Annotated in this window: 20 protein-coding genes and 1 pseudogene; 9 read left to right on the top strand and 12 right to left on the bottom strand. The window is 71.0% G+C overall.

What is annotated here, in order from left to right; all coding sequences use genetic code 11:
* The 3 genes and pseudogenes from ABZ693_RS00705 to ABZ693_RS00695 all read left to right on the top strand — a co-directional run bounded on the left by ABZ693_RS00705 (window position 1) and on the right by ABZ693_RS00695 (window position 2,520).
* On the top strand, window positions 1-531 hold the full coding sequence (locus tag ABZ693_RS00705) for an NUDIX domain-containing protein (protein WP_359871795.1): 531 nt from the start codon (window positions 1-3) through the stop codon (window positions 529-531).
* An 81-nt stretch (window positions 532-612) separates the two neighbouring features.
* Window positions 613-825, top strand: a pseudogene (locus tag ABZ693_RS00700) (ASCH domain-containing protein); the annotation flags it as partial.
* Window positions 826-969: 144 nt separating this feature from the next.
* Window positions 970-2,520 (top strand): AAA family ATPase, encoded by a 1,551-nt coding sequence (locus ABZ693_RS00695; RefSeq protein WP_359871793.1) that lies wholly within the window; start codon window positions 970-972, stop codon window positions 2,518-2,520.
* 59 nt (window positions 2,521-2,579) lie between these two features.
* Here ABZ693_RS00695 and ABZ693_RS00690 read toward each other — a convergent pair whose 3' ends face one another.
* Window positions 2,580-2,879: a hypothetical protein gene (locus ABZ693_RS00690; RefSeq protein WP_359871791.1), complete on the bottom strand. Its 300-nt coding sequence runs from the start codon at window positions 2,877-2,879 to the stop codon at window positions 2,580-2,582.
* Between the two features lie 3 nt (window positions 2,880-2,882).
* Here ABZ693_RS00690 and ABZ693_RS00685 point away from each other — a divergent pair, with 3 nt between their 5' ends.
* The gene (locus ABZ693_RS00685; RefSeq protein WP_359871789.1) at window positions 2,883-3,374 is read left to right on the top strand and encodes a hypothetical protein; all 492 of its coding nucleotides are present in this window, start codon (window positions 2,883-2,885) and stop codon (window positions 3,372-3,374) included.
* Between the two features lie 244 nt (window positions 3,375-3,618).
* Here ABZ693_RS00685 and ABZ693_RS00680 read toward each other — a convergent pair whose 3' ends face one another.
* The 4 genes from ABZ693_RS00680 to ABZ693_RS00665 form a co-directional block, all read right to left on the bottom strand.
* A complete protein-coding gene (locus ABZ693_RS00680; RefSeq protein ID WP_359871787.1) occupies window positions 3,619-4,317 on the bottom strand; it encodes a response regulator in 699 nt (232 codons plus the stop codon).
* Window positions 4,314-5,489, bottom strand: a complete 1,176-nt coding sequence (locus tag ABZ693_RS00675) for a sensor histidine kinase (RefSeq protein ID WP_359871785.1) — start codon at window positions 5,487-5,489, stop codon at window positions 4,314-4,316. The genes ABZ693_RS00680 and ABZ693_RS00675 overlap by 4 nt, the downstream gene beginning before the upstream one ends.
* 27 nt (window positions 5,490-5,516) lie before the next feature.
* Window positions 5,517-6,305, bottom strand: coding sequence for a hypothetical protein (locus ABZ693_RS00670; protein WP_359871783.1), 789 nt, complete (start codon window positions 6,303-6,305; stop codon window positions 5,517-5,519).
* Between the two features lie 94 nt (window positions 6,306-6,399).
* Entirely contained in the window at window positions 6,400-7,029 is a 630-nt protein-coding gene (locus ABZ693_RS00665) for a hypothetical protein (protein ID WP_359871781.1), read from the bottom strand.
* 73 nt (window positions 7,030-7,102) lie between these two features.
* On the opposite strand from ABZ693_RS00665, the gene ABZ693_RS00660 reads away from it, so the two are divergent.
* The gene (locus tag ABZ693_RS00660) at window positions 7,103-7,756 is read left to right on the top strand and encodes a class I SAM-dependent methyltransferase (RefSeq protein ID WP_359871779.1); all 654 of its coding nucleotides are present in this window, start codon (window positions 7,103-7,105) and stop codon (window positions 7,754-7,756) included.
* Window positions 7,757-7,787: 31 nt separating this feature from the next.
* On the opposite strand, the gene ABZ693_RS00655 is transcribed toward ABZ693_RS00660, so the two are convergent.
* Entirely contained in the window at window positions 7,788-8,738 is a 951-nt protein-coding gene (locus ABZ693_RS00655; RefSeq protein ID WP_359871777.1) for a LysR family transcriptional regulator, read from the bottom strand.
* 143 nt (window positions 8,739-8,881) lie between these two features.
* On the opposite strand from ABZ693_RS00655, the gene snpA reads away from it, so the two are divergent.
* Window positions 8,882-9,517, top strand: coding sequence for a snapalysin (gene snpA / locus ABZ693_RS00650; RefSeq protein WP_359871775.1), 636 nt, complete (start codon window positions 8,882-8,884; stop codon window positions 9,515-9,517).
* Between the two features lie 83 nt (window positions 9,518-9,600).
* Here snpA and ABZ693_RS00645 read toward each other — a convergent pair whose 3' ends face one another.
* The 5 genes from ABZ693_RS00645 to ABZ693_RS00625 form a co-directional block, all read right to left on the bottom strand.
* A complete protein-coding gene (locus ABZ693_RS00645; RefSeq protein ID WP_359871772.1) occupies window positions 9,601-10,020 on the bottom strand; it encodes a DUF6304 family protein in 420 nt (139 codons plus the stop codon).
* 190 nt (window positions 10,021-10,210) lie between these two features.
* Complete coding sequence (locus ABZ693_RS00640; RefSeq protein ID WP_359871770.1) at window positions 10,211-10,417, bottom strand: hypothetical protein; 207 nt, start codon at window positions 10,415-10,417, stop codon at window positions 10,211-10,213.
* 26 nt (window positions 10,418-10,443) lie between these two features.
* Complete coding sequence (locus ABZ693_RS00635) at window positions 10,444-11,028, bottom strand: dihydrofolate reductase family protein (RefSeq protein ID WP_359871768.1); 585 nt, start codon at window positions 11,026-11,028, stop codon at window positions 10,444-10,446.
* Window positions 11,029-11,131: 103 nt separating this feature from the next.
* Window positions 11,132-12,184, bottom strand: coding sequence for a family 2 encapsulin nanocompartment cargo protein polyprenyl transferase (locus tag ABZ693_RS00630; RefSeq protein WP_359871766.1), 1,053 nt, complete (start codon window positions 12,182-12,184; stop codon window positions 11,132-11,134).
* 109 nt (window positions 12,185-12,293) lie between these two features.
* On the bottom strand, window positions 12,294-13,709 hold the full coding sequence (locus tag ABZ693_RS00625; RefSeq protein WP_359871764.1) for a family 2B encapsulin nanocompartment shell protein: 1,416 nt from the start codon (window positions 13,707-13,709) through the stop codon (window positions 12,294-12,296).
* Window positions 13,710-14,041: 332 nt separating this feature from the next.
* Between ABZ693_RS00625 and ABZ693_RS00620 the strand changes: the two genes are divergently transcribed.
* A complete protein-coding gene (locus tag ABZ693_RS00620; protein ID WP_359871762.1) occupies window positions 14,042-14,632 on the top strand; it encodes a peptidoglycan recognition protein family protein in 591 nt (196 codons plus the stop codon).
* 86 nt (window positions 14,633-14,718) lie between these two features.
* The gene (locus tag ABZ693_RS00615) at window positions 14,719-15,687 is read left to right on the top strand and encodes a 1-aminocyclopropane-1-carboxylate deaminase/D-cysteine desulfhydrase (RefSeq protein WP_359871760.1); all 969 of its coding nucleotides are present in this window, start codon (window positions 14,719-14,721) and stop codon (window positions 15,685-15,687) included.
* On the opposite strand, the gene ABZ693_RS00610 is transcribed toward ABZ693_RS00615, so the two are convergent.
* Window positions 15,669-17,264 carry a Na+/H+ antiporter gene (locus ABZ693_RS00610; RefSeq protein ID WP_359871758.1) on the bottom strand — a complete coding sequence of 532 codons (1,596 nt, stop codon included), beginning with the start codon at window positions 17,262-17,264 and terminating at the stop codon, window positions 15,669-15,671. The two genes, ABZ693_RS00615 and ABZ693_RS00610, sit on opposite strands and share 19 nt — an antisense overlap.
* A 113-nt stretch (window positions 17,265-17,377) precedes the next feature.
* On the opposite strand from ABZ693_RS00610, the gene ABZ693_RS00605 reads away from it, so the two are divergent.
* A complete protein-coding gene (locus ABZ693_RS00605; RefSeq protein WP_359871756.1) occupies window positions 17,378-17,638 on the top strand; it encodes a UBP-type zinc finger domain-containing protein in 261 nt (86 codons plus the stop codon).
* The last annotated feature ends 97 nt before the right edge of the window (window positions 17,639-17,735 follow it).

The following is a 17,735-nucleotide window of genomic DNA, read 5'->3' as shown; positions in this document are numbered from 1 at the left end:
ATGCCCAGCAACCGGCCCGACGAAGGGAACCCCGTGCCCCAGCAGACCGACGACCAGCCGAAGGCCCTCAAGCCGGCGCTCGAATCCATGACCCTGCTGGTCGCCGCAGTCATCGTCCACGACAAGGCCACCAACCGCGTCGTTCTCCTCCAGCGCAGCGAGAACGCCAAGTTCGCCCAGGGCATGTGGGACCTCCCCGTCGGCAAGAGCGAACCGGGCGAGCCCATCACCGAGACCGCGGTCCGAGAGCTCTACGAGGAGACCGGCCTCACGGTGAAGCCCGAGTCCCTCAAAGTCGCCCAGATCATCCACGGCGCCTGGGGCGTCGAAGCTCCCAACGGCTTCCTCACCGTCGTCTTCGCCGCCCACGAATGGACCGGCGAACCGGAGAACCGCGAACCCCGCAAGCATTCCCAGGTTCGCTGGGTCGACGCCGGCACCATCCCCGAGAACTTCGTGGACACCACCTCAAGCGCCCTCCACCAGTACCTCGCGGGCGGCCCGGAAGTCTCCCTCGACGGCTGGCAATAGAGGCACTCCACTATTCGTCCTCGGCTGCCGAGGGTCAGCCGCCTGATGACCGGACCGTCTTCCAGGAGCGTTGCCTCCCCCATGACCGACCGCACCGTCCGCGTTCGCGAGCTCAACCTCTACCGCCAATACTTCGAGCTCGTCGCCGCAGGCGCCAAGACCATCGAGGTGCGGGTCAAGTACCCGCACCTCGCCGACCTCGCAGCCGGCGGCACCATCCGCTTCCGCATCAAGGACACCGACGAGCCCTGCGACGTCGAGGCCCTCCGCGTCACCGAGTACCCCAACTTCGAGATCGAGCCGCCCGCCAGGGACATTGGTGTGAGCTCGCTGCCCCAGCAGAAGTAGCCGAGCGGCAACCAGCTGGCTCTGGCATACGGCGAGATATGGTTTCGATGCTCGCCGCCGTCCCCACAACAGCACACGCCGAGGAGTCTCATGCAATTCGTGGTTGTGGATCACGGAAGAACGCCCTCAACTGTGGGTCCGCGTGTCGTGACTCTGGTTCCAGACGCTTGGGACGACTTCGGCTACCGCACAACCTTCGACCTTTGGTTCACCAGCGGCGACGGGAGCGTTCCTCTCTACATCGGCAAGGTCAAGATCGCATGCGTCGGACAGCCAACCGGCCCAAGCCCACTTCAGGGCGTGGCGTTCCAAGCCCTAAATTCACGCGACGAGCCACCCCAGTGGTTTTCAGTCGGCGATCTCGATTACTACGAAAGGCTACAGCATCTCGGCGCCGCCATCAGGGAGGAAATCCTTGGAAGCCTAGGGGATATTGCATTCAGTCACGACGCCTTCCTGGTCGCCTCAACTCAACGAGTGACTGAGACGTCACTCCTGAGAGGGATCGAACCCCAAACCGTCCTGACTCAATTTAGGCGAGCCGCAAGGGGAGGCCGGGTACTGACCGGCTACAGGTTTCGATACACCTCGCATCAGCATGCCCCATCACAAGCCCCCTCCTTTTTCGAGTTTGAAGTAGTTCCGCACTCTAACCCGCCTAGCAACATCCATGTTGTAATAGGAAGAAACGGTGTCGGAAAGACCACACTCTTGAAAAACATTGCGCAGGCATCCGTCAAGCCTCCGACCATCTATCTGCCAGCCTTCGGGAATATCGATCACCTGCCAATTAACGGAGGCGTCGCCAGCGAGCGATTCGTCAACGTGGTATCTGTTACCTTCAGCGCCTTCGACCCCTTCATAAGCATCCCCAGCGGCGGAAGCTCTGGCGTCAAACACGTCTACATCGGCCTCGGAGACGGTAACCACCCGGACGGCAGGAAGACACCATTCGATCTAGGGCTCGAATTCGCTCGCTCAGCTGTCGAGATTCGTGCATCTGGACTCATGAAGCACTGGTTTTCCGCCCTTCACCGGCTAAGCAGCGACCCTCAGTTCTCGGATTCTGCAGTCCTCGAACTCGCCAGTCAGCTCGCCGACGCAAATGCCGATTCTGAATACCTAACGAACTCCGCCCGACAACTATTCTCCGAGCTCAGTTCCGGGCACGCGATCGTCCTGCTCACCATCACGCGACTCGTTGAGACCGTGGCCGAGCAGTCCCTCGTCCTGCTGGATGAACCGGAAGCCCACTTGCATCCGCCATTGCTCTCGGCGTTCATTAGGGCCCTGTCAGACCTAATGACTGTCCGAAATGGCGTCGCCATCGTTGCCACCCACTCCCCTGTAGTCCTGCAGGAAGTGCCAAGCTCCTGCGTCTGGAAGATAAATCGCCCCTACGCGCAACCCCAAAGGCCGCGCATCGAGACATTTGGCGAGAATGTAGGCGTACTTACGCACGAAATATTCGGACTTGAGGTCCGCGAGTCTGGCTTCCATGCCGAAATTGAACAAGCTGTAGGCGACCTGAACACGTACGACGAGGTCTTGGCTCACTTCGGCGGGCGCCTTGGCGGGGAAGCAAAGGGACTGGTGCGAATCCTTCTCGCCGAGAAGGCCAGTAACCCCGGACGCCGTTGATGTGGCCGCTAGATCCGCCCTCGCGGACCGGAGAAGAGACTTACGCAATCTGCATATCTCTAGTCCGTCAATTCGGCGAAGAAAAGCGCAAAACCAAGCTCATCAACGCCATCGAAAAAGTAAAGGAATCGTCGCAGAAATTTCACGACTCCACATTCTCCGGAAATCTTCACGATCTCCAGTCGTCCGACTTCCAGATCCCTGAAGTGGACGGAAAAGATGCTGTGCGGTGGCTGTACGTCAACGGAATGGTGCGGAAGGGCGGACCTTGTCGCATAATTTACGACGAGCTCATGGCTAAACCTACCGATGAGCGCTGCCCATTGTGCGGACACGGAATTGTCCGACAGCTTGATCACGTCATGCCGAAGAGTAAGTTTCCAACGCTCTGCGTCGACCCTCTCAACCTGGTACCAGCTTGCGGCGACTGCAATACCCTCAAAGGCGACTACGAGGCTACATGCGCCGAGGATACACTGCTACACCCATACGTAGACAGGATTGACAGCGAAAGATGGCTCCAGGCGCGGGTAATTCACGAAGAAATTGTGAGGCTTGAATTCTTCACACTTGCCCCCGCTGGATGGGACGACTTGCTCGCGTCACGGGTCCATCATCACTTCGAACTCCTTAAATTGGGAAGTCTCTACGCCGTGCAAGCCAACAGAACCTTGGCCAACATTCGACAGATTCTCACCGCTCAATTCCGAGCCGGCGGCGAGACCATGGTCCGCGACTATCTTGCTTCCGAGGCGCACACCCGCCTTGCGGTACAGCGGAACGGGTGGGAAGGCGTGACGTACCACGCCCTGGCATCAGACGAAGCGTTCGTCCGCGGGGCCTTCCTTGACTGACTTCCCCCAGAGCGGGGATGCGGCAGTCCGCACACAGTCCGCAGGACACCCGATCAAGACCGTCGCACCCCATCGCCACCCATCACCAAAAGACCAGGTCAGCGACCTGCGGCCATCATCGCCGCAGGTCACCGACCCGCCCCATTACTAGGAGACCAAGAAGGCCTGACCTTCCGTCTCTCCACCTGCCCTGAAGGGGCCCGACCGCTCGCCGGCCGGGCCCCTTCGGTGTACCCGTGCGGGGTCAGGACGGCGCGTGGCCGGGGACGTGGGCGCGGGCGGTGACCAGGCCCGTCTCGTAGGCGACGATGACGAGCTGGGCGCGGTCGCGGGCGCGGAGTTTGGCGAGTAGGCGGCCGATGTGGGTCTTGACCGTGGCCAGGCTCAGGTGGAGGTGCGCGGCGAGCTCCGTGTTGGACAGGCCGCGGGCGATGAGGCCGAGCACCTCCAGCTCCCGGTCCGTCACCCCGTCCAGGGCCTGGGCGGGCGGCCGTCCCGGTTCCGGGCGGCGGGCGAATTCGGCGATCAGCCGGCCCGTCACCGAGGGTGCGAGCAGGCAGTCGCCCGCTGCGACGACCCGGACGGCGGTGAGGACGTCGGTCGGCGGGGTGTCCTTGAGGAGGAAGCCCGCCGCGCCCGCGCGCAGGGCGCCGTACACGTACTCGTCCAGGTCGAAGGTGGTGAGGACGAGGACCCGCGTGCCGGCCAGGTCCGGGTCGGCGCAGATGCGGCGGGTGGCCTCGACGCCGTCGAGTTCCGGCATGCGGATGTCCATCAGGACGACGTCCGGGCGTTCGCGGCGGGCGAGCTCGACGGCCTCCGCGCCGTTCGCGGCCTCTCCCACGGCCGTCATGCCGGGCGTGTGCTCCACGAGGACCCGGAAGCTGCCGCGCACCATCGCCTGGTCGTCGGCGACCAGCACCCGGAGGGGCTCGTCGGTCATACGGGGTGCTCCCTGTCCCTCGGCAGCCGGACGGACACCGCGAAGCCGCCCTCCGGCCGGGGTCCGGCCTCGAAGGTGCCGTCGTACAGCAGGGCCCGCTCCCGCATGCCCATCAGACCGTGCCCGCCCGGTAGCCGGCGGCGGGGCCGGCCGCGGCCGGCCGGCGGACCGTCGTCGGTGACGTCGACGCGTATCTCGCGGGCGTCCGCCACGACCCTGACCGCACAGCGGGTCGGGGCGGCGTGCCGCGCGACGTTGGTGACCGCCTCCTGGACGATCCGGTAGACGGTCGTCCGCAGGCTCTCGGTGAGGCCGGCCGCTCCCTGCGTCTCCAGGCCGCGGACCTCCAGATCGACGTCCACCCCGGCCCGTCGCGCCTCGCCGGCCAGCGCGTCGAGGCCGCCGAGGTCCGGCGCCGGTACGAGCGGCGCGTCCTGGCCGCGCAGGACACCCAGCGTGCGCCGCATCTCGGCCAGCGCGGAGCGGCTCGTCTCCTCGATGACCTTCAGCGCGGCCACCGCCTCCCGCGGATCGGCGTCCCCGACATGGGCGGCGACGCCCGCCTTGACGGCGATGAGGCTGAGGTTGTGCGAGACGATGTCGTGCAACTCCCGGGCGATCCGGAGGCGTTCCTCCTCCAGGGCCCGCTCCGCCCGCAGCCGCTGCCGCCGCCGGGCCTCGGCCCGCCGGCCCCGCACGACGAAGCCCGCGCTCCAGGCGCCGCCGATCACCAGCACCACGAGCGCGACCAGGCCGAGGGCTCCTTGGGGGTCCTCGGTCGGCGTGACCACCGCCGCGTCGAGGTAGACCGCGCCGCCCGCCACCGCCGGCGCGAGGGCGAGGGCGGGCACGGAACGGCGCGCGGGTTCGGCGAGACCGACCAGGTAGGCCGCCAGGCCGGCCGCCGCGTACGGCTCACGCACCAGGTCCAGGAACGAGGCGGCCACCAGCGCGGCGAGGATCACGCCGAGCACGGGCAGCGGCCGGCGACGGCGTACGGCGAGGGGCAGGCCGACCGCCGCGGCGATCAGGCAGCCCAGCCAGAACGGGCCGGTGAAGTACGCCTGGCCGTCCTCGGCGTCCATCCGGGCGAAGCCGACGTAGACCGCCGTCAGGACCGCTCCCGTGGCGAGGTCGAGGAGCGGGAGGTGCGCGCCGCCCGTGGTCTTCACCCCCGGACGGTATCCGTACGCGATCACTCAGCCAACCTGTCCGATCAGCGTCATCGCCGCGAGGGCCACCACGGTCAGCGGCACCCAGCGCAGCACCGTCGCCCGCCTCGGCCGCGGCCCCTCGCGCAGCAGGGCGAGGCCCAGGGGCACCAGCCCGGCGCACAGCCCGGCCAGGGCCACCAGCGACAGCGGCGTCGTGCCCTTGAGGACCCCGAGCGGCAGCATCGCCGTCAGGCCGAGCGCGGCGGCCCGCACCGGGCCCAGGACGCGGGTGCGCCAGGCGCCGAGAGCGAGGACGATCCAGCCGGCGAGGATGGCGAGATTCAGCGTGGCGAAGACATGGAAGGCGCCGTAGCCGGCGGACACCGCCTCGGTGGCGGCCACCGCGCCCTGGGATCGGGCCAGTTGGAACGCCTCGTGGTCCACCCCCGCGTGGAAGGTCCGGGCGAACAGGCCGAAGACGACCAGCGTTCCGCCCCACAGGCCCCAGCCCGCGCTCCGCGCGCCGATCCGGGCCGCGAGGACGGCCGCGGCGGGCCAGAGCAGCACGGTGCCGGCGGCGAACAGCCCGTACGCACTCGCCATCAGCGTCGGATGGTCCTGGTACGCGGCGAGCTGGTCGGGATAGAAGAAGGGGACGCGCACCCGCAGGAGTGCCCCGGCCAGCATCAGGAGCGGGCCCAGCACCATCGCGGTGCCGCCCACCCATCGGCCGGGGAAGCCGGACACGCCCATCTGCTCCACGGGGAGCGCGGTGCGCAGCCGGCCGCCGACGCCCTGCCCCCACGTCCCCACGAAGACCGTTCGATTCGTCATGCCCCGACGATGCCCCGCAGCCCTCCCCGAGGGCGTCGGAGCAGGGAATGGACCGCGGCATCAGACCCGGGTATGACCCGCCCTCCGGCGACGCTCAGCCGAGCCCGCCGGGTTCGGTGCCGAGGGGCACGGCGAGGGCGCGGGCGAGGGCGGCGGACACCGGGGCGGCGCGGTCGGCGAGGTGTGCGGCCGCCCAGTCGGTCGCCAGGCGGAGGAAGTCGGCCAGGTCGCGCTCCGCGCCGGCGAGCAGCAAGGGCAGTGTGTCGACGGGCAGTTCGATCACGGGGCTGTCCGGCTGCTCGGTGTCGGGGGTCAGGCGCACCGTGGCGCCGACGCGTTCGGCGAGCGGGGAGGGGTCGTGGCCGAAGCCGGCCCGGCCGCGGACATCGAGGACCGCGTCCCAATCGCCGCGCTCGTCCAGGCCGTTGCGGCAGCCCGGTGTCAGGGCGAGGCCGGTGGCGGTGTCGGTGACCCGCAGGCCGCCGGCCGCGTACAGGTCGTCCAGGGTGAGCAGTCCACGCAGGAAGTCTCCGAGCGGATCCCCGCTCCGGGGCGCCTCCTCGACGTTGTTGCAGGCGGCGACGCACATCACCGCCAGGCCCACCTCGGCGGGGCTCATCGCGCCGCTCAGCGGAAGGAAGCCGTAGGGCTCGTACGGGGCCACCGGCCAGAGGTCGAAGCCCTCGGCGGGACAGGTCTCCACGACGGGCTGCAGCACGATCATCCGCCGAGTGTGCGGCATCCCCGGCCGGCGGCGCACCCGTGTATCAGGCCGCGTCGGCGCGTACCCTGCGCGCGTGGAAGACGACACGGACACCCCGGACTGGCTGGACGACACCCGCGCGTCGTATGACACCGTCGCGGCGAGCTACGCGGACCTGTTGCGCGATCTGCTCGACGAGACGCCCCACGAGCGGTCGGCGCTCGCGCTGTTCGCCGCGTCGGTGCGGGACGGCGGCGGGGGCACGGTGGTGGACGTGGGGTGCGGGCCGGGGCGGATCACGGCGTATCTGCGCGGTCTGGGCGTGGACGCGTACGGCATCGATCTGTCGCCCGCGATGGTCGAGGTGGCCCGGCGCGAGCATCCCGGCACGCGCTTCGAGACCGGCTCGATGACCGCGCTCGGCCTGGCCGACGCCTCGGTGGCGGGGCTCGTCGCCTGGTACTCGCTCATCCATGTGCCCGACGCCGAAGTCCCGTCCGTTCTCGGCCACTTCCAGCGGGCCCTGCGCCCCGGCGCCCCGCTGCTGCTCGCGTTCCACGTCGGCGACGGGTCGCGGCTGAAGACCGAGGGTTACGGCGGCCACCCGATGAAGGTGTACGTGCATCTGCGTCGCCCGGACCGGCTGGCGGCCCTGCTCGACGAGGCCGGTTTCGCCGTCGAGGCCCAGACCACCCTGGCGTCCGCCGAGAGCCGGCTCGGCGCCCTGGTCTTCGCCCGGCGCCGCTGATCGCCGAGGGTCCGCTCAGCCCGTCTCCAGGTCAGGCCATGTCCAGGCAGGGGCCCGCCGTGCCGCCCGCGTGGAGCCAGCGGCGGTACGGAGTCGCGCGCAGGGCGGCCTCGCGATAGGCGGCTGTGAGCGCCGTGTACGGGCGGTCGAGGGGAATGCCGGGCGCCGCGAAGAGCAGCAGCCGGACGGCCAGCGGGTCGCCGCGCAGCGGGCGGATGGCCATGTCGTCGCGCGGGCCCGAGGTGGGCTGACAGGGGCCGACGGCCTCGCCGTGGACGATGAGCGTCGCGGCGGTGTGGTAGTCGGCGTGCAGCACCGGCGGGTCGAGGCCCGCGCCGGCCAGGACGCGGCGCAGACCGTCCCATTCGCCGTCGACGGCCGGGTCCACGGTCCACCGGTCGTCGGCCAGGTCGGCGAGGTCCACGACCTCGTGCGCGGCGGCCGGATGGTCGGGGGCCATCGAGATGAACTGGGGCTCCCGCTCGACGAGTACGCGCCCGCGCAGGCCGTCCGGGACGCGCAGCGGGCAGCCCTCCACCTCGTGGACGAAGGCCACGTCGAGCCCGCCGCCCGCGACCGTGCGCAGCAGGTCGTTCGCGGAGACGTCCACGCGCAGCGACACGTCGGTGGCGAGGTCGTGGCGCAGCCGGCGCAGCCAGCCGGGCAGGGCGCGGCTGGCGGTGGAGCCGACGCGCAGCAGCGGGCCGGCCGCGCGGGCGGCGGCGGCCCGGGTCTCGGTGATCAGCGTGGTCATGCCGTCGACGAGGGGGCGGGCCCGGCCGAGGACGGTGCGGCCGAGCGGGGTGGGGTGGCAGCCGGTGCGGCCGCGGGAGAACAGCTCGGCGCCGAGGGCCTGTTCGATGCGGTGCAGTTGGTTGGTCAACGACGGCTGACTGACACCGAGTTGACGGGCCGCCTTGTGCAGGCTGCCGCTGTCCGCGATGGCGCAGAGCACCCGTAGATGCCTCACCTCCAGCTCCATGGCCCCGAGGGTAGGCCGGGGCCTCTCGGCGCACCAGAGCGTCAACTCGCCAGTGATTTCACGGAGTTATCACTGAACGGCATCATTCCCGTGGCCCCCCGACTCCCCTGACACTCTGCTGAACCCCCACAAGAGGAGCCCCCATGCGACACCCGAAGATCCTCACGTCCGTGCTGACCGCCGCCCTCGGCGCGGGCCTCACGCTCACCGCCACCGCGGGCCCGGCCGCCGCCGCGGCACCTGCCCCGGGCGCCGGCTACACCGGTTCGGTCGCGGAGGCCAAGGCCAACCAGGCGTTCTTCGACGCCGTGCTCGCCTCGGTCGCGAAGAAGCGGGCCGCCGCGCCCGGTGCCGCCGCCGTCACGGTGGTCTACAGCACCGCGAACGCTCCCAGCTTCCGTTCGGTGATCTCCCGCTCGGCCCAGATATGGAACAGCTCGGTGACCAACGTCAAGCTGGCCGAGGGCTCCAACCCCGACTTCGCGTACTACGAGGGGAACGACTCCCGCGGCTCGTACGCGAGCACCGACGGACACGGCAACGGCTACATCTTCCTCGACTACGCGCAGAACCAGCAGTACAACTCCACCCGCGTCACCGCCCACGAGACCGGGCACGTGCTCGGCCTCCCCGACCACTACAGCGGGCCGTGCAGCGAGCTGATGTCCGGCGGCGGGCCCGGCACGTCCTGCACGAACTCCAGCCCGAACGCCACGGAGCGCGCCCGCGTCAACCAGCTGTGGCAGTACGGGCTGACCTCGGCCCTCAAGGTCGGCTGACCGCAGGCCCGGCCCCGGTCTCGTAAAAAGGACGACCCGTACGGCCCCTTCAGCCGTACGGGTCGTCCTGTCGCGTCTCCGGCTCAGGCGGCCTGGGCCAGCCTGCCGCCGAACTCGGACCCGGGCGGCAGCTGGCGCCGGACCCGGTCGAGCGCCTCGCCGAAATCGCCGCCCGCGATGCCGGACTCGAAGGCGGCGCCCGCGTAGTGCAGCGTGAGGCTGAGGTCGGCGCGTTCGCCGAGGGTGAGCAGGCAGCTGAGCGTCGCCTGCTCGGCGGCGCCGTCCGCGAGGACGGGGAGCGGCAGGTCCCACTCCAGGACGCACCCGGTCAGGGCCGGTCCGTCCGTGTCCGCCGCGTGCAGGGCGGCGAAACTCGCGCCCGCGTATTCGATTCCCCTGATACGGGTGGCCACGTGGCCCCCGTCGGCCGTGATGACGATGGATTCCGCACCACGGCGGTCCCGGTACCAGCCGGTCCAGAATTGTGTCGACTCCGATGACATGCGCGGACTGTAGCGGTATGACCGGCTCCTGCGCGCGGCCGGTCACCCGGCAGCCGGACTTCTCCCGTTCTCGCCGGTCTTCGCGGCCGCCCCCGTGATAGAGGGGCACGCGCGCCGACATCGGGCGTGAAAGCGCGGGGCGTCAGCGGCGGCATCGGACCCGCGGCCCGCGAACGCAGGCGTACGCGGCTCAGCCGGCCCGCCCGGAGGGTTCGGCCGGATCGGCCGCCTCGTACAGCTCGCAGCGCGGATTGCGGCACGGCAGCACATCCCACTCCGGCACCCAGGCCCCGAGGACCTTGTGCCGCCTGGCGACCAGCCCCCGCCGTTCCCCGCACGCCGGGCACAACGGCTCGGCGCGGGGGTCGCGCGTCGTCCGCGGCACCTCGGCAGCCATGCCTCCAGGGTAGGGCGGCGCCCCGGTCACCGCCTCCTGGTGTACGTGCGCACCACGACCCCGTTGCCGAAGGTGCGCACCTCGTCGAGGGCGAAGTCGCGGAGCGCGAAGCCCGCGGCGAACATCGGCAGGCCGGAGCCGTACACCTGCGGGTACGACTTCACGACCAGCTCGTCGATCTCGTCGACGAGCTGTCCGGCGACCTCGGCGCCGCCGCAGAGCCAGATGCCGAGCGGGCCGTCCTCGGCCTTGAGTTCCCGGACGCGGGCGGCCAGGTCGCCGCGGACCAGCTCGACGTTCGGGTCGGGCGACTCGGCGAGCGTGCGGCTCGCGACGATCTCCCGGAGGTGGGCGTACGGGCTGGCGACGCCGGCGTCCAGGGCCAGACGGTACGAGCCCATGCCCTGGACGACCGTGTCGAAGCGCCGGCCGGGCACTCCGACGAGGCCCGCGGGCTCCCGGAAGGCGGTCGGGACCGTCTCCGGGTACTCCGTGTTCATGAAGGCGGCGTACTCCTCGTCCATGAACGCGTACATGGACGAGGCGTCGCCGTGCGGGTCGCCGATGAATCCGTCGAGGGAGCAGGCGACGTAGTACGTGAGCTTGCGCAAGCCGGTCTCTTTCCGTCGGGGGCACGAGAGGCGTGGTCGCGTTGACCACTGCATCCATAGTGCTCCAGATGGAGTGGTTACGCAAGACTCTTTCGCCGGCCCCTCAGCGACTGCGCCGCGTCACGAACTCCGCGAGCGCCAGCAGATCCCCCGCGGCCGACAAGTCGGGGACGGCCCGGGACAGTTGCTCCACCGCGCTCGCCATCCGCTCCGCCGCCTGGCTCTGCGCCCAGTCGCGACCACCGGCCCGCTCCACCGCGTCCGCCGCCGCCACGACCGCCTCGGCGTCCAGCGCCGGACGGGCGTACAGCGCGGCCAGCTCCTCGCCCGCCGCGGTCCCGGAGGCGAGCGCGGCGACCACGGGCAGCGACTTCTTGTGGGCCATCAGGTCGGCTCCGGCGGGCTTGCCCGTACGCCCGGGGTCGCCCCAGATGCCGATCAGGTCGTCGATCAGCTGGAACGCGAGCCCGGCCTCCCGGCCGAAGGCGTCCATCGCCGCGACCGCCTCCTCGTCCGCCCCCGCGTACAGCGCGCCGAGCGCGCAGGCGCAGCCGAGCAGGGCACCGGTCTTGGCGGTGGCCATCACCGTCACCTCGGCGACGGAGACCTCGTGCGGCGGGCGGCGCTCCAGGGCGCAGTCCGTCTGCTGGCCCGCGCACAGCTCGACGACGCAGTCGGCGAGCCGGGCCAGCGCCGGCGCGGCCGCCGGATGGGAGTCCTCGGCGAGCAGCCGCAGCGCGAGCGCGGACATCGCGTCGCCCGCGAGCAGCGCGTCGGCGAGGCCGAACACCGCCCAGGCGGTGGGCCGGTGCCGCCGGGTCGGGTCCTCGTCGACGATGTCGTCGTGGAGCAGGGTGAAGTTGTGCGCCAGCTCCACCGCGGCGGCGGCCCCCACCGCCGGGTCCGGGTCGCCGCCGAGAGCCCGCGCGGCGGCGAGCACCAGGGCGGGCCGGATGGCCTTGCCGGCCGGTCCGGCGGCCGGGCCGCCGTCGGCCTCCTCCCAGCCGAAGTGGTACGCGGCGATGCGCCGCAGCTCGCCGGGCAGGGTGTCGACGGCCTCGCGCAGCCGGGGGCCGACGACGCCGCGCACCCGGTCCAGGAGCAGCAGGGCGCTCCGTTCCCCGGTCGTCGCGGCGTCGACGCTGATCGTGGTCATGTTGTTCGCAGTCACCTTCGTCACGGCACGGGCGGGCAGGAGCGGGCGGGCGCCGGGGCGGGGGCGGGGGCGGTTCGGCGGTGCCCCCGCCCGGCGCGCGGCGCGCGGCTCAGTGCCGGCGGCCGATCTCCACGTTCTCCAGGACGCCGAGGGCGTCGGGGACGAGGACGGCGGCCGAGAAGTAGGCCGTGACCAGGTAGGAGATGATCGCCTGCTCGTCGATGCCCATGAAGCGGCAGGACAGGCCGGCCTCGATCTCGTCCGGGAGACCGGTCTGGTGCAGACCGATCACGCCCTGGTCGGACTCGCCCGTACGCATGGCGAGGATCGAGGTGGTGCCGTTGTCGGTGACCGGGATCTTGTCGCACGGGAAGATCGGCACCCCGCGCCAGGTGGTGATCCGGGTGCCGTCGACGTCGATCGAGCCGGGGACCAGCCCGCGCCGGCTGAGCTCGCGCCCGAAGGCGGCGATGGCCAGCGGATGGGCCAGGAACAGCCGGGAGTTCCGGCGCAGGGAGAGCAGCTCGTCCAGGTCGTCCGGGCCGGGCACGCCGTCGTGCGGCTGGACGCGCTGGCCGTAGTCGCAGTTGGCGAGGAGGCCGAACTCTTGGTTGTTGACCAGCTCGTTCTCCTGGCGCTCGCGCAGCGCCTCGACCGTGAGCCGCAGCTGCTGCTCGGTCTGGTTCATCGGGTGGTTGTAGAGGTCGGCCACGCGCGTGTGGACCTTCAGGACGGTCTGGGCGAGGCTCAGCTCGTACTCCCGCGGGGACGCCTCGTAGTCCACGAAGGCGTGCGGGATGACGGCCTCGCCGACATGGCCGGCGGACAGGTCGATGGCCGCCTCGCCGTAGGCGTTGGCGGGCCGCTGGGGCAGCGCGGCGAACTCCGCGAGCCGACCGGCCAGGCTGCCGGCCCGCTCGGCGAGGTTCAGCACCTCGGTGCGGGTGAGTTCCAGGACCGTGACCGCGGTGGCGGCCCGGGCGGTCCACTTCCAGGTGGCGTCCGCGTCGGTGAGCGCGTCCTCGCCGAAGTAGGCGCCGTCGGCGAGGACTCCGAGGATCGTTTCCTCTTCGTACGGACCCTCGCCGACCCGCTCGACCTTGCCGTGCGCGAGCAGGTGGACCCGGTCGGCGGACTCGCCGCGGGTGGCGATGACCTCGCCCGCCGCGTAGTCGCGCTGACGGCAGCGGGCCGCCAGTTCGTCGAGGACGGCCGCGTCGTCGAAGCCGCGCAGGGCGGGGAGTTCGCCGAGTTCGGCGGGGATGACGGCGACCCGCCCACCGGTCTGCACGAAGGTGACCCGGCCGTCGCCGACCGCGTAGCTGAGCCTCCGGTTCACCCGGTACGCACCACCGTTCACCTGTACCCACGGCAGCGTCCGCAGCAGCCAGCGGGAGGTGATCTCCTGCATCTGCGGGGCCGACTTGGTGGTGCTGGCGAGGTTCCGCGCGGCGGCGGTGCCGAGACTCTGCTGCGGTGCGGTCTGATCCGCGCGGATCCCGCCGTCAACCGAACCAACGGACATGGAACTCCCTCTCGTACGACACATCTGCGAGAGAGGAAGCCTTTCAGCACGGACCGTGTGCGCACCATTACACAAAAGAGTGGGTGTGAAAGACACCCGATCGGGGCAGAGCGCGCGCCTTCCACCCCCGCCCGCTCCGTAATGCACCCATACGGGTCACCCGTACGGGCGCGCACCGCGGGGACGAGCCCCGCACGATCCGGCCGCGAACCAGCTGCACCCTGTCCGGATCGGCTCGCACACCGCCCGAACAGATGGCAACGGAGCTCGGCCCTCCGGTACTCCGGAAGAGGCATCGCACACTCGCGTGCCTGGCCTGAAAGGAGCCGGTCATGGCCACACCCATGTCCGCGAGCCGCTTCCTCTCCGCACTGCGCGACGAAGGTCTGACGGTCGTCGAGGTCGGCGACTGGAGTCACCACAACCGCAACACCAAGGGTCCCTGGGGTCCCGTGCACGGCGTGATGATCCACCACACCGTCACCCAGGGCATCGACGGCACCGTCCGCATCTGCCGGGACGGCTACGCGTCCCTGCCGGGGCCGCTGTGCCACGGCGTGATCGCCAAGGACGGCACGGTCCATCTGGTCGGCTACGGCCGGGCCAACCACGCGGGCGCCGGCGACGCCGACGTCCTGCGCGCGGTCATCGCCGAACAGGGCCTCCCGCCGGACAACGAGGCCACCACCGACGGCAACCGCTACTTCTACGGATTCGAGTGCGAGAACCTGGGCGACGGCAAGGACCCCTGGCCCAAGGTGCAGCTCGACGCCATCGCGAAGGCCGCGGCGGCGGTCTGCCGGGCGCACGGCTGGAACCAGCGCTCGGTCATCGGCCACCTGGAATGGCAGCCCGGCAAGGTGGATCCGCGCGGCTTCACCATGGCGTCGATGCGGGAGCGGGTCGCGGAACTGCTGCGCTGACCGGGTCCCGGACCCCCGCGCCCGACGCTCCGACCTCCGTTCCGGCCGCTGTTCCGACCGGCATTCCGACCGGCGACAATGTCCGGGTGAACGCGTTCGATCCCGCCCGCCTGCGGCCCCGGCTCCCGTCCCCTCTGGAGCCGGTGGAGGACGAGCGCTTCACCCGGTACGGACTGTCCCTGCTGCTCAAGCGGGACGACCTGATCCATCCCGACCTGCCCGGCAACAAGTGGCGCAAGCTCGCGCCCAACCTCCGCGCCGCCGCGGGACGCCCGGTGCTCACCTTCGGCGGCGCGTACTCCAACCACCTGCGGGCCACGGCCGCCGCCGGCCGGCTCCTCGGTTTCGCCACGATCGGCGTCGTCCGGGGCGACGAGCTGGCCGGCCGGCCGCTGAACCCGTCGCTCGCGCGGTGCGCCGCCGACGGCATGCGGCTGGTGTTCGCCGACCGCGCCACGTACCGCGAGAAGCACCGGCCCGAGGCCCTGGCCCGACTGCTCGCGCTGGCCGGCGCCCCGCCGCGGACGTACGTCGTCCCGGAGGGCGGCAGCAACTCCCTCGCCGTCCAGGGCTGCGTGGAACTCGGCCGCGAGCTGGCGGGGCAAGCCGACGTGGCGGCCGTCGCGGTGGGCACCGGCGGCACCCTGGCGGGCCTCGCGGCCGGACTCGCCCCGGGGCAGCGGGCGCTCGGCGTCCCGGTCCTCAAGGGCGGCTTCCTCGGCGCGGAGGTCCGGGCGCTCCAGGAGACGGCGTTCGGCGGCCCGCGCGGCGACTGGTGGCTCGACGAGCGCTTCCACTGCGGCGGCTACGCCCGTACCACCCCGGAACTCGACGCTTTCGCACAGGATTTCGAAGAGCGGCATGGTCCATGGCGCACACTCGCCATCGAACGACTGTATGTGGCCAAAATGCTGCACGGGGTGGTGACGCTGGCCGCCGAGGGCGTCTTCGCCCCCGGCACCCGGATCGCCGCCGTGATCACGGGCGCGCCGGAGCCCACCGGCCGCGGCCCCGAATCCGGGTCCGGCTCCGCGCCTCAGTCCGTCTCCCGGTAGGCCGCCGCCTCCTCCAGGTCGAGCCGGCGCAGCAGCGTGCGCATCATCTCGTCGTCGATCCGCCGGGCGTCGCGCATCCGTACGAAGACCTCGCGCTCGGTGTCGAGCATCTCGCGGGCCAGCCGCCGGTAGGTGTCGTCGGCGGTCTCGCCGGTGAGCTCGTTGACCGCGCCGAGCCGCTCCCAGACGGCGTTGCGGCGCCGTTCCATGACCGTACGGAGCCGGTCGGCCAGCGGCCCCGGCAGGACGTTGCGCTCGTCCTCCAGCAGGACCGCCAGCCGCTCCTCGGCGGCCTGGGACGCCTCGCTCTGGGCCTGCGCCTCGACCAGGGTCTCCTGGTAGCGGTCACGCCCGGGCAGTCTCAGGACCCGGATGAGCGGCGGCAGGGTCAGGCCCTGGACGACGAGGGTGCCGATGACCGTGGTGAAGGTCAGGAAGAGCACCAGGTTGCGGGCCGGGAACGGCTCGCCGCCGTTCACCACGACCGGGATGGAGAACGCGATGGCCAGCGAGACCACCCCGCGCATCCCGGCCCAGCCGACGACCACCGGCGCCTGCCAGCCCACCTCCGGTTCCCGCTCCTTGATCCGGACGGACAGCCACCGGGGCAGGAAGGTGGCGGGGAAGACCCAGACGAAGCGCACCACGACCACGAAGACGAACACCCCGGCCGCGTACCCGGCGGCCTCCCCGATCCCGTACGGGCCGAGGCCCTGCACCACGTACGGCAGCTGGAGGCCGATCAGCGCGAAGACGGCGGACTCCAGGACGAAGGCGACCATCTTCCACACCGCCTCCTCCTGGAGCCGGGTGGCGAAGTCGACCTGCCAGGCCCGGTGCCCCAGGAAGAGGCCGACCACCACGACCGCGAGGACTCCGGAGGCGCCGACCTCCTCGGCCGCGGCATAGGCCACGAAGGGGATGAGCAGCGACAGCGTGTTCTGGAGCAGCGCCTCGCGCAGATGCCGGCGCAGCCAGTGGATCGGCACCATGAGGATCAGACCGACGCCGATGCCGCCGACCGCCGCGAGCGCGAACTCGCCGAGCCCGCCCGCCCAGCTGATGCCCTCCCCCACCGCGGCGGCGAGGGCGACCTTGTACGCGGTGATGGCGGTGGCGTCGTTCACCAGGGACTCGCCCTGGAGGATGGTGGTGATCCGGCCAGGCAGCCCGAGCTTGCGGGCGATGGCGGTGGCGGCGACCGCGTCCGGCGGGGCCACGACCGCGCCGAGCACCAGCGCGGCGGTCAGCGGCAGATCGGGCACGAGGGCGTACGCGAGCCAGCCCACCGCGACCGTCGCGAAGAGCACGTAGCCGACGGAGAGCAGGGCGACGGGCCGGATGTTCGCGCGCAGATCGAGGTACGAGGACTCGACCGCGGCCGTGTAGAGCAGCGGCGGCAGGATCAGCGGCAGCACGATGTGCGGGTCGAGGGTGTAGTCCGGGACGCCCGGCACGTACGAGGCGACGAGCCCGACCGCGACCAGGAGCAGCGGCGCGGGCACCGGGGTCCGGCGGGCGAAGCCCGCGACGGCGGCGCTCGCCGCGACCAGTGCCACCAGTTGCAACGCGTCCATGCCTGCCCGCCCTCGTCTCCCCGGCCGTCGCGTCCTTGTCGGTCCCGTCGGGTCCCGTCACGGGCTTCCGCGGGTCGCGTACGCCCCTCGTGCCACAACGTAACCTGGCGACCATGAGCGAGTGCCCGCATATTGCCGAACTGCCGCGCCCGGTTCCGGAGCCGCTGAACCCCACCTGCCCCGAGTGTCTGGCCGAGGGCACGCACCCGGTCCAGCTGCGGCTCTGTCTGAGCTGTGGGCACGTGGGGTGCTGCGACTCCTCGGCGGGGCGGCACGCGACCGCGCACTTCGGCGCCACCGGGCACCCCGTGATGCGTACGTTCGAACCGGGCGAACACTGGCGCTGGTGCTTCGTGGACGGTTCGATCGTCTGAGGGCTGGGTACGTCACCCCTCCGCGGATTCTCCCGCGGCCGCCGAGTGGAGGCGGTCCTTCCGGACCCCTGGCGACACGGCGGGAAGGATCGCGATA

It is taken from the genome of Streptomyces laurentii, assembly GCF_040635425.1.
GTDB classification, from domain to species: domain Bacteria; phylum Actinomycetota; class Actinomycetes; order Streptomycetales; family Streptomycetaceae; genus Streptomyces; species Streptomyces laurentii.
Note: the sequence above shows the minus strand (reverse complement) of the source record. Positions and strands in the feature narration are given on the sequence as shown.

What these genes read in the sequence shown, in the direction of transcription:
- ABZ693_RS00705 (WP_359871795.1), top strand. Translation starts at nt 1, where the DNA reads ATGCCCAGCAACCGGCCCGACGAAGGGAACCCCGTGCCCCAGCAGACC.
- ABZ693_RS00695 (WP_359871793.1), top strand. Translation starts at nt 970, where the DNA reads ATGCAATTCGTGGTTGTGGATCACGGAAGAACGCCCTCAACTGTGGGT.
- ABZ693_RS00685 (WP_359871789.1), top strand. Translation starts at nt 2,883, where the DNA reads ATGCCGAAGAGTAAGTTTCCAACGCTCTGCGTCGACCCTCTCAACCTG.
- ABZ693_RS00680 (WP_359871787.1), bottom strand. Translation starts at nt 4,317, where the DNA reads ATGACCGACGAGCCCCTCCGGGTGCTGGTCGCCGACGACCAGGCGATG.
- ABZ693_RS00670 (WP_359871783.1), bottom strand. Translation starts at nt 6,305, where the DNA reads ATGACGAATCGAACGGTCTTCGTGGGGACGTGGGGGCAGGGCGTCGGC.
- ABZ693_RS00665 (WP_359871781.1), bottom strand. Translation starts at nt 7,029, where the DNA reads ATGATCGTGCTGCAGCCCGTCGTGGAGACCTGTCCCGCCGAGGGCTTC.
- ABZ693_RS00655 (WP_359871777.1), bottom strand. Translation starts at nt 8,738, where the DNA reads ATGGAGCTGGAGGTGAGGCATCTACGGGTGCTCTGCGCCATCGCGGAC.
- snpA (WP_359871775.1), top strand. Translation starts at nt 8,882, where the DNA reads ATGCGACACCCGAAGATCCTCACGTCCGTGCTGACCGCCGCCCTCGGC.
- ABZ693_RS00645 (WP_359871772.1), bottom strand. Translation starts at nt 10,020, where the DNA reads ATGTCATCGGAGTCGACACAATTCTGGACCGGCTGGTACCGGGACCGC.
- ABZ693_RS00640 (WP_359871770.1), bottom strand. Translation starts at nt 10,417, where the DNA reads ATGGCTGCCGAGGTGCCGCGGACGACGCGCGACCCCCGCGCCGAGCCG.
- ABZ693_RS00630 (WP_359871766.1), bottom strand. Translation starts at nt 12,184, where the DNA reads ATGACCACGATCAGCGTCGACGCCGCGACGACCGGGGAACGGAGCGCC.
- ABZ693_RS00625 (WP_359871764.1), bottom strand. Translation starts at nt 13,709, where the DNA reads ATGTCCGTTGGTTCGGTTGACGGCGGGATCCGCGCGGATCAGACCGCA.
- ABZ693_RS00620 (WP_359871762.1), top strand. Translation starts at nt 14,042, where the DNA reads ATGGCCACACCCATGTCCGCGAGCCGCTTCCTCTCCGCACTGCGCGAC.
- ABZ693_RS00610 (WP_359871758.1), bottom strand. Translation starts at nt 17,264, where the DNA reads ATGGACGCGTTGCAACTGGTGGCACTGGTCGCGGCGAGCGCCGCCGTC.
- ABZ693_RS00605 (WP_359871756.1), top strand. Translation starts at nt 17,378, where the DNA reads ATGAGCGAGTGCCCGCATATTGCCGAACTGCCGCGCCCGGTTCCGGAG.